Origin of the sequence: Streptomyces sp. P9(2023), from assembly GCF_032436795.1 — a bacterium.
GTDB lineage: Bacteria > Actinomycetota > Actinomycetes > Streptomycetales > Streptomycetaceae > Streptomyces.
Genome location: NZ_JAUPWM010000008.1, coordinates 190656 through 206641, shown reverse-complemented (window position 1 = coordinate 206641; position 15986 = coordinate 190656). Strand labels below are relative to the sequence as shown.

Below are 15986 nucleotides of genomic sequence, written 5' to 3'. Positions count from 1 at the left end.
GGAGGCAGAGGCATAGGCAGAGGCGGACACGTGGTCGATCACGCGGTGGGTCATGACGGTCGCGCGCCGTCCCTGGCCGAGGGGCAGGAACCACGGTCGCGGGCGATCGCGTACCGCCTGCTGGGTTCCTCCGCCGAGGCGGACGAGGCGGTACGGGAGGCGGGCACCGCCGTCGACGCCGATACCGATACCGATGCCGATGCCGATGCCGATACCGAGGCCGACGTCGCGCGGGTCTGTCTCCGTATGTTGCGTGCGCGCGAGTCACAACGAACGGACCCCTGGGATCCGTGGGCCACGGACCAGCCGCGCGAGCTCGCCGCCCTGGACACCCTGACGCCCGCCGAGCGGGTGGCGTTCGTGCTGCACGACATGTTCGCCGTGCCGATCGACCGGATCGCGCCGGTCGTGGAGCGCACCCCGGCGGCGACCCGGCAGCTGGTGAGCCGGGCGGGCGCCCGGGTACGGGACACGGAGGAGATGCCGGAACCGGACCTGCCGCGCCAGCGGGAGGTCGTGGCCGCGCTGCTCGCCGCCGCGCGCGACGGGGACGCGTACGCGCTGCACGAGCTCCTCGACCCCGACGTACTGCTCCGGGCGGACGCCGAGGCGGTACGGGCCGGGGCGACGACCGCCCATGGCGCGTCGGTCGTCGCGCAACGCCTCGCCGAGCGGGCCCGGACGCTCCGCCCTTCGCTGGTGGACGGCGCGGCGGGGCTTGTGGTCGTGGGGGCGACCGAGAACGAGGTACGGGCGGTGCTCACCTTCACGGTGATCGACGGCCACGTCACGGCCGTCGGCCTCCTGATGGACCCGGACCACCTCGCCCGCCTGGAGGTCGAGGTCCTGCCGGGCTGAAGTGATGGATGGGCTGCCTACGGCCGTGTCCCCGAACGCCGACCGTGCCGCACCCGCCCGACCAGCTCAGCCTCCGCGTCCGCCCCCTCCGACGGCAGCGTGCGCCGGGTGCGTACCGGCGAGAGGAACACCGGCAGGAACGCGGTGGCCAGGAGCGCCCCGCCCACCCACAGGGTGGGGTGGAGGCCGACGAGTTCGCCGAGGAGCCCGGAGACGGCGGCGCCGACCGCGAGCGCCCCGGTGAGGAGGAAACGGAAGGTGGCGTTCATACGGCCGAGCAGCGCGTCCGGGGTCATCCGCTGGCGCAGGCTCACGCCGAGCACGTTGTCCATCCCGGTCTTGAACATGGCGAGCAGCCACCCCGCGCCCGCGATCCACAGCCACGGGCCGCGGCCGACGAGCGGCACGAGCAGACCGGCGGGGGCGAACACCAGCCCCGCGAGGCCGAGGGTGCGGCCGTAGCCGAAGCGGGCCGCCACGGCGCGGGCGCAGCGCGCGCCGAGCAGCAGACCGAGGCCGCCGGCGGCCCAGTAGACCCCGAGGACACCGGCGGAGAGCCCGAGTTCGCGGACGAAGAGGACTGGCATCATCGTGTTGAGGATCTGCGAGCCGAGGTTGGTGAGCGAGGCGCACAGCGCGAGCGCGCGCAGTTCCTTGTTCCCGAGGACGTGCCGTACGCCCGTGGCGATCTGGGCGCGCAACGGCTCCCGCGAACGCGTACGCGAACGCGAACGCGACCGGCCGTCCGGAGCGGCGGGCGCCCCGACCGCCTCCCCCGCCGCTACCGCCACCGCCGCCGCCCCCGCCGCCTCCTTCAGCCACAGCAGCCGTACGGCGGAGGCCAGATGGCTCACGGCCGTGCCGGCCACCGCGAGCGGGGCGGTGAGCAGCTGGACCAGGCCGCCGCCCGCGCCGCGCCCGGCCACGTTGGTGACGGCCATCAGGCTGACCATGGCCGCGTTGGCGGGGACGAGTCCGTCGCGGCCGACGAAGCGGGGCAGGATGCTCTGGCCCGTGACGTCGTAGAAGACGGTGGCGCAGCCGCTGAGCAGGACGACGGCGTACAACTGGGCGAGGGTGAGGACATCGCACCACCAGGCGACGGGCACGGAGGCGAAGAGCAGTCCGCGGGCCGCGTCCGCGACGATCAGCACCCGGCGCTGCGGCAGCCGGTCGACCCAGGCCCCGGCGGGGAGGCCGATGAGCAGGAAGGCGAGTGTGGAGAGGGTGGCGAGCGCCCCGACCTCACCGGGGCCGGCGTCCAGGGCCTCGACGGCGATCAGCGGGACGGCGACGTATCCGACGTTCGTACCGAGCTGGCTGAGGACGGCCGCGGAGAAGAGCGTACGGAAGTCGGGAACGCGCCAGGGCGAGTCGTCGGATCGCATGCCTGCGAACCTGCCTCACCCCGACGCACCAGCACAAGCGAGAAGAACTACAGCGACAGTTCAGCGGTACTGAACTGTTTCGCGATGAGTTTCCGCAGTCCCGGCAGTCAGCACATCGGCATCAACAGCAACAGGAGGAGAACCGTGCAACAGCTGCTGAGAGTCCAGAACTTCAACGTCTCGCGCGACGGCTTCGGCGCCGGCGAGAACCAGAGCCTCGAACGGCCCTTCGGCGACGCCGATCCCGGGACCATGTTCGCCTGGGCCGGTGCCACGGCGAGCTGGCCGAACCGTACCGACCCGGGCGGGAGCCGCGGCCTCGACGACTACCTCACCCGGGACTTCGCCAACAACATCGGCGCGGAGATCATGGGCCGCAACAAGTTCGGGCCGCAGCGCGGGCCCTGGAAGGACCTGGAGTGGCGCGGATGGTGGGGTGACGAGCCGCCGTTCCACACCCCGGTGTTCGTACTGACCCACCACCTGCGCCCGTCGTTCACGCTCTCCGACACCACGTTCCACTTCGTGGACGCCGACCCGGCCACGGTCCTCGCGCAGGCGCGGGAGGCGGCGCAGGGCAAGGACGTCCGCCTCGGCGGCGGGGCCGCGACGATCCGCGAGTTCCTCGACGCCGACCTCGTCGACACCCTGCACGTGGCCGTCTCGGACGTGGAGATCGGCTCGGGCTCGCGGCTCTGGAAGTCGCCCGACGAGCTGCTCGACCGCTTCCACCTGGAGGTCGTGCCGAGCCCGAGCGGGGTGAAGCATCACCTGTTCTGGCGGAAGTGAGCGCCACGAACGGACCTGACCAGCCGGTCGGGCTGACCAGCCGATCGAGCCGACCAGCCTGTCGGACCTGACCAGCCGATCGAGCCGACCAGCCTGTCGGACCTGACCAGCCGATCGAGCCTGACTAGCCGATCGCGCGGCCCGCGCGGTCGGCTATGTGCGCGGGCGGTGCGATGCCGGCCGGCAGGACCGGGTCGGCGATCGGGGCGCCGATGGTGGTGACGAGGGGCAGGACCCCGGCCCACAGGCCCAGTTCGGCGTCCGGGCCGTCACCGTCGTCCGGCGGTCCGGACGCGATCTTCACGGACGCCTCGGTGAGGTCGAGGGCGAGCAGCGAGGTCGCCGCCAGCTCCTTACGGCTGGGCTGCCGGGCGTACTCCCACTGGCCCGGCGTGCACTGCTCGGTGAGCGCCCGCAGTCCGCGCAGCTTCTCCTCCGGGTCGGTCACCAGGCGCGGAACGCCGTAGACCATCGCGCACCGGTAGTTGACGCCGTGCTCGAAGACGGAACGGGCGAGGACGAGTCCGTCGACGTGCGTCACGGTGACGCAGACGGTGGCGTCGGGCGCCTGGACCAGGCTGCGGCTGGCGACGGAGCCGTGCAGGTAGAGCCGGTCGCCCTCGGTGCCGTACACGGTGGGCACGACCATCGGGGTGCCGTCGACGGTGACGCCGAGGTGGCAGAGGAACCCGGCGGCGAGGACCGCGTCCAGATCGGCGCGCCGGTGGCTGCCCTTCTCGCGCATCCGCCGCAGCCGGGTCCGCTCGGTGACGGGCAGTTGGTCCGCGGCGGGCGGTTCAGGGACGGGCGGTTCGTCCGGCGCGGGTATGCGCTCGGGGGCGGTGCTCATGGTGACTTCTCCGAGGGATCGCGATCGTGGCGTGATCGTGCGGGCACGCGTTCCGGGATTTGTACCAGGAGGAGCAGCGCGGCGAGTACGAGGACGCCACCGGCCCACACGATCGACCCCGCGATGCCCACGACCCCGGCGAGCAGGCCGCCCACCACGACGCCGACGACGGTGAAGTTGACCATCAGGGCGTTGAGCAGGCCGACACCGCGGCCGCGCAGCTCCTCCGGGAGGTCGCTGAGCAGGGTGTTGGCGACGGGCACCTGGAAGAGGCCGGAGCCGAGCCCCGCGAGCAGACACCACGCGAGGACGACGACCAGGCCGAGCGCGCCCCGGCCGGTGCCGTCCCACACCGCCCCGGTGGGGGCGAGCAGCAGCAGCGAGGCGCCGAACAGCACGATCGAGCCGATGAGCAGCGTGCGGTCGGAGAACCGGCGTACCAGCGGCGGCCCGGTCAGCGCGCCGATGACGCTGCCCGCACCGAACGTGGCCTGCGCGAGGCCGTATCCGGTGGCGGGCAGCTCGAAGACGGTGAGGAGCTGGGAGTTGAGGTTGGTGGTGAACAGGCCGAGGACCAGCATCACCGGGACCATGACGACGGCCAGGAACTTCAGCGACGGTACGGCGAGCACCCCGGAGACCCCGGTCCGCAGGGACTTCCAGTACCCCTCCCGCCCGCTGCCGGCGCCCTTCACCGGCACCTCACGCAGCACGGTCATGCCGCCGAGGAGTACGGCCGAGATCGCGAACGTCGCCGCGTCGAGGACGAAGACGAAGGTGACGCTGCCGAAGGCGATGAGCAGTCCGCCGAGCGCCGGGCCGATCAGGTTCAGGGTGTGGTTGGTCGACTGGAAGAGGGCGACGGCCGTCGGGATGCTGTGCCCCCGCACGATCAGCGGGATCGCCGTGATGCGGGCGGTCTCGAAGAAGGCCTTGGCGATGCCGCTGAGCAGGATCAGTACCAGCAGGAGCAGCGGGGAGTCGCGTACGGCGATCATCGCGAGGACGAGGACGATCCGGACCAGGTCGGAGCCGACCATGAGGAACCGGGCCGGCAGCCGGTCTGCGAGCGAGCCCACGAAGGCGCCGAGGACGCCGAACGGCAGCAGTTGGGCGATGACGACCAGCGAGACGTACAGGACGGGGTCGTCGGTCTCGGTGGCCACGACGTAGATCAGGGTGATCTTCGTGATGGCGTCCCCGAGGAAGGAGGCGACGACGGCCAGCCAGTACCGGATGTACGTCCGGTCCTTCAGGAGCTCAAGCATGGTCGCCTCCGTGTGATCCCTGTGATCACACGGATCACACGTGATGACAGCATCCCCGCTGGTCACAAGGACAGGAAGGCTTCCGGGTGGCCGGATTGGGTCCTGGCCCAATCGGGCCATACGTACGGTCCCGGCCACGGCGCCGATAATGACGGGGCGGACGTAGGGGGACGGACGTGGCGGGACGGACGGAGGGGGACGCATGCTCGAACTGCTGGGACTGGACGCGCCGACCGAGGCCGTCTACCGGGCGATGCTGGCCGACCCGGGGATCGAGGCGTCCGCGCTGGCCGAACGGCTCGGCGTACCCGAGGACTCCGTCCGCGCGGCATGGCGGCGGCTCGCGGAGCTGTCCCTCGCCCGGCACCCCGCCGGGGACCCGCGCGACGCCTCGGCCGCCGGGCCGCCGCGCGCGGTCAGGCCGGAGATCGGCCTGGAGTACCTGCTCACGCGGCGCCAGGCGGAGTTCGCCGCGGCCCGGGCGGCGGCGGAACGGCTGATCTCCGAGTACGAGCACCTGCGACCGGCCGATCCGCCGGTCGGTGTGGAGCACCTCGCCTCCGTGGACGAGATCCGGGCCAGGCTCGCGGTGCTCACCGAGGACGTCCGGACCGAGGTGATGGCCTTCGCGCCCGGCGGGCCTCAGACGGAGGCGAACATGGCGGCCTCCCGCCCCCTCAACGAACGGCTCCTCACGCGGGGCGTCACGATGCGGACGATCTATCTGGAGAGCGTGCGCAACAGCCCGGCGAGCGTGGCGCACGCGACGTGGCTGACGGAGCTGGGCGGGCAGGTCCGCACGGTCGCCACGCTCCCGCTGCGGATGACGGTCGTGGACCGGACGACCGCGGTCATCCCCGTCGACAGCGACGACAGCGGACGGGGCGGGGTCGTGCTCACCGGGCAGGGCGTCCTGACGGCGCTGTGCGCCCTCTTCGAGACGGTGTGGGCGAACGCCCGCCCGCTGGGCGAGGCGCCCCGCCGGGACGAGGGCGAACTCGACGACCAGGAAGCCGCGACCCTGCGGCTGCTGGCCGAGGGCCACACCGACGAGGGAATCGCCAAGCGCCTGGGCGTCTCGCACCGCACGGCCCGCCGCATCGCCACGGTCCTCATGGACCGCCTCGGCGCCCGAAGCCGCTTCGAAGCCGGCGCCCGAGCGGTCCAACGGGGCTGGCTACCGCGGGCTGTGTGACGGGTGCCACCGGGCGAGCGACGTACGGCAGTCGATCAGGTCACTCCTCCGCCAGGGCCGCCGCCCGTTGGAGGCGGCCGCGGACGGCCAACTTGCGGTAGACCTGGGCGAGATGGGTCTCGACGGTGCGCCGGGCCAGGTGCAGCGCGGCGGCGATCTCCGCGTTCCTGTGACCGGCGACGGCCGGCGACAGGCAGTCGAACCGGCCGTCGGCGCGGTCTCCGTACCGGGGCCGGCGCGGTCCGGCCACCAGGTCACCGCCTCGGCGGAGACCAGAACTGAGACCACGGACGGCCGGACAGCCGGACAGCCCGAGCTCGACTCCGTCGCCGGATCCGCTCATGAAAAAGCCCCAGGTCACGGCGAGTGAGTCCTGGGGCTGATCCGAGCCGCCTTCGGGATTCGAACCCGAGACCTACGCATTACGAGGCCCCACAAGATCATCCCGGCCGATGCCGGGCCGTGCCGCCGAATCCTGATTCCCCAGGTCAGCAAGGTGCGGCCCGGCACCCGCGTGCCGCCCAATCCACCCTGTGCCACCCCGTCCGCTCACGCGGCGCTCACGCACGTGGGGCTGCCCCTCAACTGCCCAGCATGAGGTCAGATCTGGCCGAGGTCGAACTCCACCGGGCATGGAGCCGAAACCTTGACGACTCCGGTGAACACGTCCCCTTCCCGGTACGCCCCAGTCGCAGGGTCGAGAACGTAGGTGTACACCAGCGGAACACCGGTCGCGGCCTGCTCGACCCGCCAGTAGAACCGCTCGTCCGGCACGCTGACCCCGGCACGGCCCTCTGCGTGCTCCGGTCCGTCGAGCGGCTCGACACCCGTGGTGGCCTTCGAACACCGGGCTGGGCTTCGCCGCACGCTTGCCGACACCAAGCGCGTCAGCCGAGGTCCGAGAGGAGTGCGGTCAGCAGGCGTTCCTCCATGACGGCCTGGCCCGATGCCCGCAGGGCGGAAGCGAGGTCGGGGTCCCAGGGGGTGGGCGCGGGCGGTCCGGTCAGCGGAGTCGACTCGCCTCCCGCCAGGGCGCTGCGGTAGTCGGCGGTGCTCATGCGCCAGGGCCGGGCGCCGTGGCGCGCCACCGCGGCGGCGGTGATGCGCAGGCCGGTCCAGTCGAAGTCGGCGCGCCAGTGCAGGCGGGCGCCGGACCGGGCGGCGGCATCAAGCAGCTTGTGGCAGGCGGCCGACGGGATGCCTTCGGTGCAGACCAGGGCGGCGGCGCGGTCTTCGAGTTCGGCGGCGGCCGCGCGCAGCACGGCCGGGTTCTCGCAGACGTGGATCTCGCGGGCGGCGGGGACGACGGCAGCAGTCGTCAGCTGGTGGAGGGTGAGGCGGAAGGGGATGCCGAAGCCGGCGGCGTCACGCAGCCAGTCGCAGACCACATCGTCGCCGCGGGCACCGATGTTGAGGACGAGAACCTGGCTGGCGAGGTCGTCGGCGACGGCTCCGGCGCTCTCCCACAGGGCACGGCGCCCGGCCCGGTCGCGGGGGACGGCCCCGACCGGCTGCCCGTCGCCTGCGGCGGTGCGCTGGGCGAGAGCGCGCAGGACGAGCTGTTCGAGCGGGCCGCCAGGCAGCAGCGCTTTGGTGTCGCCGGTGGCCCACTCGGCGAGGACGGGCAGGGGCAGGGGGCTTCGGCCCGCGTCGCCCCGTATTCCGGGGAGTTTCTCCAGGACCCGGACGGCGGCTTGGAGCAGTGCCGCGTCGCCTCGCCGCAGGAGGCGGGTGAGGGTGCCGTCGGCGGCGATCCGCTCCAGCCAGGCCGGGTACCAGCCCTGCTCGGCGAGAGGTGAGGCCTGCGCGGCCGCGAGGGCCCGGGCACCGGCGGCCGCCTCGTCGGCGCGCTCGGCGGGGCGGTCGCGCAGCGGGCCGTGCAGGCGGCCCAGGGTCTGGAGCAGGCCGGTTCCGTAGCGCGTATGCAGGTAGGCGTCGAGGTCGGCCAGGGGGATGGTGAGGCGTCTTGCGGTCTCGGGGCGGTACCGGCCGGTGACGCCGATGACGATGCGGCGTTCGGCCTCGGTGGGGGAAGTGAGGCCGATGTCGCCGTAGAGGGTGCCGCCGGTGCGCTCCAGGCGACGGCGGGCGGCGGCGAGCAGGCGCCGCCAGCCTTCCTCGCGGAGCTCGGTGTGCGACGGCGGGGTCGGCTGGCTGTCAGTCGACAAGCTGGGCCTCCTGGACCTTCCGTTCCTGCCGGCCTACGGAGCGGTTACCTGGTGAGCCGAGCATGCTGCTCAGGGTGCCGCTGTCGTCGGCGTGCAGGCGTTCGCCGTCCCACAGGAGCAGGAGCGCGGAGACGGTGTGGTCGACGGCGGAGTGCGCGAGGTCGTAGTGGGCGGCGGCACGCACCGCGCTGTGCACGGCCCACAGGTCGAACCCGGTCATGAACAGGTCGAGGTCGAACTGGGCGGCCAGTGACATGAGTTCGCCGCGACCGGTGTCGTCGACGCCGGCGAACGCCTCGTCGAGGGCGAGCAGACGCGGGGCGTCGGGGTGCGCGGAGTTGAGCATGGCATGCGCCGCGGCGAACAACGGCAGGTGCAGGGAGACGGACTGCTCGCCGCCGGAGAGGCGGCTGTGCCGGGCGCGGGTGAGGCGTTCCTCGGCGCCGCCGGGGCGTACCAGCTGGAAGGCGAACTGGCGCCAGCTCCGGTAGTCCAGGACCTCGGCGAGCAACTGCCGGTAGGGGGCCTCGCGCTGCCGGGCTCGGGCGTTCTTGATCTGCGCGGCGAAGTGGGTGCGCATGCGGGCCAGCTTCTCGGGGCCGAGGCGGGCGGCGTCGGCGTCCAGGAGGGCGCAGACGGCACGCTGTTCGTCGTCGAGGCCGTCGGCGAGGAGCCAGCTGACGCCGACCGTGGTGCCCGAGGACATGCGGCGCTCGCGCATGTCGGTGTTCATGCGGCGGATCAGGTCACGGGCGTCGACGGTGCGGTCGTGGATCTGCTGGGCGAGGCGGGTGAGCAGGGCGTCCTCGAGGATGCGCTGCTCGGAGTCGGAGAGGAGTTCGGCCTGGTCGCGGCGGTGGGAGGCGATCTTCTCGGCGAAGGAGGCGATGGGCAGCGGGCCCTGTTCGTCAGCGACGGTGACGGTGATGACGCCGCTGGAGCTGTCCCAGGCGGGCTGGTAGTCCTGTCCGGCGGCGGCGAGATGGGCGTGCAGATCCTCCAGAGCCGTGGTGAGACGGGTGACGGACTGCTTGACGCTGGACTCGGTGGGCGCGAGTTCACGCGTGGCGGTCAGGATCGCCTCGTGGACGGTGACGGCGGCGGGCGGCAGACTCTCGCCCGTCCAGTCGGCCTCCTGCGCGGGCCAGGCCAGACCGGACGGGCAGCGCAGGATGTCGATGAGTTCGCGGGCCGCGTACGGGGCCAGACCGCGGGCGGTGTCCTTCTCCTCGGTGACGGCGACCCGCAGCGCTTCGGCGGCGGCGGTGCGCCGAGCCTCGGCGGCGGCCAGGCGGCCGATCGCCTCGTCCCTGACACCGCGGGCGGCGTCCGTCTCCCGCGCCGCGGCCTCCAGGCTGCTCTCGGTCTCCTCGACGCGTGCCATGACCTGCCGCGCCTCTGCGCCGACGGCCTCGCGCAGCGCCTGGAGTCCGGCGGCCTCCTCGCCGTGGCGGCGGCGGGCGGCGCGTTCGGCCTCGGCGGCGGCCTCCTCGTCCTCGGCGGCGGCCGTGAGCCGGTCGGCGGCGGCCGTGGCTGTCTCGGTCTGCCGGAGGTGCTCTCGACGCCGGGTGGCCAGTTCGCCCGCCTCCCGTTCGAAGGCGCGCGTGGCGGACTCGGTGCCGTCGACGTCCTGGGCGGTGACGCCATGCTCGGACTCGGCGCGGTGCAGGGCACGTACGGCGACCGCGCAGGCGGCCTGCGTCTCGTCGTAGACGGACTGAGCGGCATCCGCGGCTGCGCGGGTGGCGCGCAGGGCTGCAACGGCGCGGTCCAGTGCTCGCAGGTACGGGGCGAGGGCGGCAGTACGGGGCAGGGCGGCGCGAGCGGTGTCGTACTCCTGAAGGCTCTGCTCGCAGTCGAACCCGGCCTGCGCCAACTCCTCCAGTTGGATGGCTAGTTCGGTCAGGATGGTGTCGCAGGCGGCGATGCGTGCGGCGCGGCGGCGCGTCCGGGCGGCGGCACCGACGTACTCGGCGTGCGGTTTGGTGTGGGAGCCGATGAGGATTCCGACGGCGTAGCGGCCGTCCGGGCAGACGGCGGTGGCCGCGCCCGCCGTGTCGGCGACGGCGACCGACCCGAGTACGGCGGTGATCCGGGCGGCCGGGATGGGCGTACCGGTCTCGGGGCGCAGCAGGTCGGCGAGGCTGGGGCCGTCGACGGGGGCGGTGGCACGCAGGTATCCGTCGCCGTCACCGGTGGGGGGCTCGTCGGAGGTGATGAGCGCGTCGAGCAGGCCGGAGGCCTCCAGGGCCGCCTCCACTCCCGCGCGTTCCGTATCGTCGAGGCCGTCCGCGAAGTCGACCAGCCGCCACAACGGGAGAGCGCCTTGCAGGCTGTCACGGTCGGCGGTGCGGCCGCGGGTGGCAGGCGGTGCGTCGTCGTGTTCGGCGGCGATCAGGGTCCGCTCGGCCTCGGTCTCGGCCCGGCGGGCCTCCAGCGCGCCGCGCTCGCCGCGCACGGCGGCGAGCCGGTCACGCAAGCCCTGGACGGCGGCGGCGGTGGCCTCGGTGAACAGGTCGGTGAGTACGGGGTTACCGCTTTCCTGGCCGTTCGGTTCGGCGGCGGCATCGAGTGCCTGCGCGAGCAGTTCGGCGGCGCCTTCGGGCAGCAGCTGACCGTACTGGTCCCGCCACCGCCGAAGTTCCTCCCGGGCCCGCGTGTGGGCGGCGCCGAGCGCGCCCTGGACCGCTCGCTCCTCAGTCTCGGCGGCCCGGGCCGTCTCCTGGGCGCGCTCCTGTCCGGCGCGGGCCGCGTCCCGGCCGTGCTCGGTGTCCCGCAGGTGTGCTGCGGCGGCCCGTACCGCCCGTACGTCTTCCTGGCGGGCGGCGGCGCGGGCCGAGGCGCGTTCGGCAAGAGCCGAGGGGACAGCGTCGGCAGGGGTCCAGGGGATTCCGGCGCGGTGCGCGTGGTCGGCGAGGGCGGCGGCCGAGGCGCTGACGGCGGTGGCGAGTTCGGCGGCCAGTTGCCCGGCGCGTTCGGCCTCGGCGCGGGCCCGGCCGGTGGCGGCTGTGCGGCGTTCGCGCTCGGCGGTGGCCTGCCGGGCGGTCTGTTCGCAGGTGCGCACCAGGCGTTCCAGATCGGCGAGTTGCTCGACGGCCTGGTAGGCGGCTGAGGAGCGCAGCTGCTCCAGGCGGGCGCGCAGCGCGGCGAGCGCGGCCTCGGCCTCGTCGGCCCGTGCTCCGGCCGCCTCGCGCTGCTCTCGGGCCTGGTCGAGATCCGCTTCCGACGTGGCGTGGGCGCGTTCACGCTCGCCGCTGTCGGCCCGCCGCGCGCTGAGCCTGTCGGCGGCGACGCGGGCGTTGACCCGCAGGTACGTCGAGTATGCCGCGAGGAAGGACCGGGTGGCCTCGTCGGCGGCGACCAGGCCCTCCAGGGTGCGCTGCACGGACTCCATGTCGTCGAAGGAGCGGGCCGCCTCACCGATCAGGTCCTCGTCCAGCGGGCGCAAGCCCTCGGTGAGCGTGTCGGAGAGCTTGGCCGGGTCGAGGTTCTTGGCGAGCTGGGGGCGGCGCAGCGTGAGGATGAGGGTGAGCAGCTGTTCGTAGCGCTCCCGGCCGAGGCCGAACAGGCGCTGGTCGACGGCGGTGCGGTAGTCCGTGGCCGAGACGATCACCTCGGCGCTCAGCGGGGCGAGTTCGGCTGCCAGCTGCTTCTTCGTCAACGGCCGGTCGTCGTCGGTGAGCAGGGAGAAGTCCTCGCCGACGCGGCCGTCGGCGACGAAGTGCCAGCGGGCAGGGGTGTCCCGGTGCTTCTGGGCGTGCAGACCGATGCCGCAGGTGACTGCCTGCCCCGTGGTGCGGTGGGTGAACTCGATCCATACGTAGCCGAGCGCGCCCTCCTGCCCGCGAAAGAGCAGGTTGGACTTCATGGTGCGGTCCTCGGCGGCGAACGGGTTGAGCCGCTTGGGGTCGATCCGCCCGTCAAGGACGAACGGGAAGAGCACTTCGAGGGCCTTGGTCTTGCCGGATCCGTTGGGGCCGCGCAGCACCAGCCAGCCGCCGGCGAAGGAGAACTCCTCGTCGCGGTAGTCCCACAGGTTGACGATCCCGGCGCGGGTGGGCACGAACCGGGGCGGAAGGTCGGTGGGAGAGGTGCTCACTGGGCGGGGTCCTTCACGTCGTCTGCGGGGAACGGGGCAGCGTCGGGGGCCGTTGCTCGGGGGCTTTCGGCGCTCCCGGGGCTCGGGATGGTGCGAAGGCGGGGGCGCCCCTTCACCTCAGCCGTCACGCCGCGGTAGCGGGCCAGCAGCGGCAGCGCGAGAACCCCGCCCACCACCCGCACGACGAGCGACATGGTGGCCAGCAGGTCCAATGCCTGGTCGAGGAGCCGGTCGGGGTCGCCGCGCAGGTCGGCGGCGAACCCGGCACCGTACTGCTCGGTGATCTCCTTTGTCCGGGCGCGCAACCAGGAGGTGGTGACGAAGGGATAGCGGACCTCCGGGGCGGCCGGCGCATCGCTCTCCCCCTCCGCCTCTTCCGACGCGTCCTCCCAGTCGGCCGTGGCCTGTTCGAACACACCCTGCGCCGGAAGAGCGAGGTCGATCCGGCCGGCCCGGTCCGCGAGGCGCTCGGCAGCACTCGGCACGGGCAGCAGTTGGGGCGCGTGCCGCCCGGTGCGCGCCGCGGCCTCGCTGATCCGCGCGCCGAGCAGCAGGGCGGCCTGCGCGACGGTGCCGCCGCCGGGGAACCGTGTATCGGAAAGGCGTCCCGAGGTGTCCACCAGGGCGACACCCTCCGCACGCCGCTCGACGGTGAGGCCGGTGAGGCGGGTGAGGTCCTCGGCGAGCGCGGGGGCACGCAGCTGGCCGGTGAGCTCGGGGTCGGCGTCGGCGTAGTAGGCGACCGGGTGCTCCAGGACCAGGCGCCTCGCCCGCCGGGACGCGGAGAGCCGCCGGGCCCGGCGCCCCTCGGACAGGCTCCGCGCACCTGCCGAGTCCAGCAAGGCGGTCACCGACGTGACGTGCTGGAGGACGCGGGTGGGCTGGTGGACGGCGGTGAGCACCTCCCGGTCGATGTCGTACAGCGCCTCGGCCCGCTCCGGATCAGCGGCCCAGGAGGCGGCCGAGCCGTCGGCCAGGCGCAGCGCGCCACGTTCGGTGAGCCAGCTGACGGCGTCGACGAAGGCGTCCCGGTCGTGCTTGCGGCCGGTGTCCAGGCCGAGCCCGTCAATGCGGGCGGCGTCGGCGGCGACGGCGTCGGCGAGTTCGCCGAGCGCGACCTGCGCGCCGTGTCGGCCCAGCACGGCCAGGGTGAGGGCGAGGTAGGCGTAGCGGCGCCGGTCGAAGGGGCGACCGGACCGGCTGAGCGCGGGCCGGGTGGGGTCCAGTTGGTCCTGCGCACGCTGGAGGCGGGCGGTGTCGGCAGTGGTGATCAGCCGGTAGCCGAGCACCTCCATCAGATCGGTACGCAACTGCTCGGCCCAGCGCCGCACGGTCGCCAGCGCGCCGCCATCCGGGTACACCGGCGTGATCAGTGGATGCCGCAGCACGAGACGTACGGCCTTCTGGTAATCGGCCAGTTCCAGGGCCGATACGTTCTCGGCGACGCGGGTGCTCATCCGGTGACCTCCAGGCGCAGTCCGTCCAGGTGCAGGTCGCCACGTACGGTGTGCACCGTGGTGAACTCCTCGCCGGGCCCCGTCGGGACGAGGGTGAGCCGCACTCCGTGCGCCGAGCCTGAGGCCGTCGGCCCCGCGACCCCCCGGGTGACCGGCACCCGTGCGGCCAGCGCCACGTCCATGAGGGAGAGCAGCGCGCGGGTCTCGGCCTCGTCCAGGACCCTGCCGTACGCGCCGTCGCGGGCCAGCGCGACAGCCGCCCCCCGGCGCTCGGCCTGCTCCTTGATCTGCGCGGACCGCAGCCGGGCCCGCTCGGCGTCGTTGCGTTCGATGCGTCCCGGCCCCTTGAGGGCAGGAGTGCGGCCGGACTGCACCAGCGTGCGGGCCAGCTCCACCGGCTCGGCCTCCCACCACGAGGTACGCCCGGAAATCAGCTCGGGGTCCGGATAGGGGACGGCTATGTGACGGGGCGCACCGAGCCCGAACACCGCCTGGAACAGGGCGTGCGCGTCGTCGTCGCTGACACATGAGGTGAACCACTGGGCGAGGTGGCGCAGCTGGCTCTCCCGGCTGACTCCGCCCCGCCGTGCTTCGGTGACCCGCCGCAGCAGCGCGAGGACCGAGCGGATCGCGGTGACCGTGGCGTCCTGCAGCCGCTCGGCTTCGCTGTGCTCACGCTCCCCGAACCAGTGCACGATGCCGCCCCACCGCTGCCGCCAGTCGTCCAGACGGGCGGCCGGGGTCCGGAAGAGCCGGTCGTCGGCCTCCGCGGCGTACTCGACCATCCGGTCCACGCCGCTGGCAGCGGCCTTCTCCACCGCCTCGGCGAGCAGCGGGGCGTATCGCCCGAGTTCGGCGGTGAACTCCCGCATATGCGCGAGCAGCGCGTCCTTGTGCGCGAGGAACACCTCGGGCCGGGCGTCGTTGGTCCGCGCCAGGTCGCCGAGCATCAGATAGAAGCGGGCAGCCCGCTGCGCCATCTCGTTCAGCACGGAGTCCAGGCGGCCCAGCTTCCGGTAGACCTCCTCGGCGTCGCCCGCGGCGTTCGCCTCGGCAAGCGCGGCCAGGTCGGCGAGGATGTCGGGGAAGACGAGCCGGGAGAGCTGCGCGTCCTCCAGGGCGGCGCCGAGCACGTCCTCCACCGCCCGGTAGGCCCGGTATCCGGCCTGGGTGAACTGGTACACGTAGTGCCGGTTGCGGTACTCCGCCAGGTTCGCCGCCCGCGTCCCGTCGTAACTGCGGTCCAGGACCCGCCACTCGGCGAGCGCGTCCAACAGCGGCTGTACGTCGCCCACGGCCGCCCCTGGATGGTCCGCGACAAGCCTGCCCACCAGGGCAGTCGCGTCGGAAGCGTGCAGCAGCACCTGGTAATTGGCCCGGCCCCTCTCGAAGGCACGCAGGAGCCACAGGTACTCGTGACGCTTCTCGGCGGCCGCGAAGTGGAAGAGCCGCAGCCGGTCGTCGAGGGTGAAGGCATCGATCCCGAAAGCGTCCTCGTCTCCGTCCTCCGGGGACGTCGAACCCGGAGGCGCGGAGCCCAGGGGCACAGAGGCTGACGGCACAGCCGAGGGCGGGGTCAGGGAATCGTCACTCACGGGTGTCAGCGGCTTCCTCGAACGACGGGACGCAACCGGCGGGACAGGGCCGGACCTGACCCCAGTCTGCCGCCCCGACACCAGGTTGGGAAAACCCGCTCACCGAATCCATCCGCACAGGTAGACTCCGCGCCCGTCCCGATCCTTCTCTTTTGCCGCGGGACACTCCGCAGCCGAGACCCCCACAGAGGGCGACGCGGTCCTCTCCCGTCCCATGCCGCCCGGGCCGGCTCCGGGCACCACGCGGGCCCCCGAAGCTCCCCCCGGACCGGATCCGGTTCAGGATCGAGGACGGAGAACCGGATCTTGAGGTGCCCCG

The 15986-nt window shown here is 73.2% G+C and carries 12 protein-coding genes; 3 read left to right on the top strand and 9 right to left on the bottom strand.

From position 1 onward, the window contains the following. The first annotated feature begins 30 nt into the window (after window positions 1-30). Window positions 31-858 (top strand): RNA polymerase subunit sigma-70, encoded by an 828-nt coding sequence (locus tag Q5762_RS14800; protein ID WP_315892533.1) that lies wholly within the window; start codon window positions 31-33, stop codon window positions 856-858. A 17-nt stretch (window positions 859-875) separates the two neighbouring features. Here the strand turns inward: Q5762_RS14800 and Q5762_RS14795 are convergent, their stop codons facing one another. After that, window positions 876-2246: an MFS transporter gene (locus Q5762_RS14795; RefSeq protein WP_315892532.1), complete on the bottom strand. Its 1371-nt coding sequence runs from the start codon at window positions 2244-2246 to the stop codon at window positions 876-878. Between the two features lie 144 nt (window positions 2247-2390). On the opposite strand from Q5762_RS14795, the gene Q5762_RS14790 reads away from it, so the two are divergent. After that, complete coding sequence (locus Q5762_RS14790) at window positions 2391-3035, top strand: dihydrofolate reductase family protein (RefSeq protein ID WP_315892627.1); 645 nt, start codon at window positions 2391-2393, stop codon at window positions 3033-3035. Between the two features lie 124 nt (window positions 3036-3159). Here Q5762_RS14790 and Q5762_RS14785 read toward each other — a convergent pair whose 3' ends face one another. Both Q5762_RS14785 and Q5762_RS14780 read right to left on the bottom strand, forming a co-directional pair. After that, window positions 3160-3780: a pyridoxamine 5'-phosphate oxidase family protein gene (locus tag Q5762_RS14785; RefSeq protein WP_315892626.1), complete on the bottom strand. Its 621-nt coding sequence runs from the start codon at window positions 3778-3780 to the stop codon at window positions 3160-3162. A 101-nt stretch (window positions 3781-3881) separates the two neighbouring features. Then, entirely contained in the window at window positions 3882-5153 is a 1272-nt protein-coding gene (locus Q5762_RS14780; protein ID WP_315892531.1) for an MFS transporter, read from the bottom strand. 202 nt (window positions 5154-5355) lie between these two features. Between Q5762_RS14780 and Q5762_RS14775 the strand changes: the two genes are divergently transcribed. Continuing rightward, a complete protein-coding gene (locus Q5762_RS14775) occupies window positions 5356-6348 on the top strand; it encodes a helix-turn-helix transcriptional regulator (protein ID WP_315892530.1) in 993 nt (330 codons plus the stop codon). 40 nt (window positions 6349-6388) lie between these two features. Here Q5762_RS14775 and Q5762_RS39980 read toward each other — a convergent pair whose 3' ends face one another. The 6 genes from Q5762_RS39980 to Q5762_RS14745 form a co-directional block, all read right to left on the bottom strand. Next, window positions 6389-6691, bottom strand: a complete 303-nt coding sequence (locus tag Q5762_RS39980; protein WP_399495161.1) for a helix-turn-helix transcriptional regulator — start codon at window positions 6689-6691, stop codon at window positions 6389-6391. A 257-nt stretch (window positions 6692-6948) separates the two neighbouring features. After that, window positions 6949-7215 (bottom strand): hypothetical protein, encoded by a 267-nt coding sequence (locus Q5762_RS39975; RefSeq protein WP_399495160.1) that lies wholly within the window; start codon window positions 7213-7215, stop codon window positions 6949-6951. 20 nt (window positions 7216-7235) lie between these two features. Further along, window positions 7236-8516 carry a TIGR02679 family protein gene (locus tag Q5762_RS14760; protein WP_315892529.1) on the bottom strand — a complete coding sequence of 427 codons (1281 nt, stop codon included), beginning with the start codon at window positions 8514-8516 and terminating at the stop codon, window positions 7236-7238. After that, complete coding sequence (locus Q5762_RS14755) at window positions 8506-12615, bottom strand: TIGR02680 family protein (RefSeq protein ID WP_315892528.1); 4110 nt, start codon at window positions 12613-12615, stop codon at window positions 8506-8508. Before Q5762_RS14755 ends, Q5762_RS14760 begins: the two co-directional genes overlap by 11 nt. Continuing rightward, window positions 12612-14072, bottom strand: a complete 1461-nt coding sequence (locus tag Q5762_RS14750; RefSeq protein ID WP_315892527.1) for a TIGR02678 family protein — start codon at window positions 14070-14072, stop codon at window positions 12612-12614. The genes Q5762_RS14755 and Q5762_RS14750 overlap by 4 nt, the downstream gene beginning before the upstream one ends. Further along, entirely contained in the window at window positions 14069-15667 is a 1599-nt protein-coding gene (locus Q5762_RS14745; RefSeq protein WP_315892526.1) for a TIGR02677 family protein, read from the bottom strand. The genes Q5762_RS14750 and Q5762_RS14745 overlap by 4 nt, the downstream gene beginning before the upstream one ends. Window positions 15668-15986: the final 319 nt, after the last annotated feature.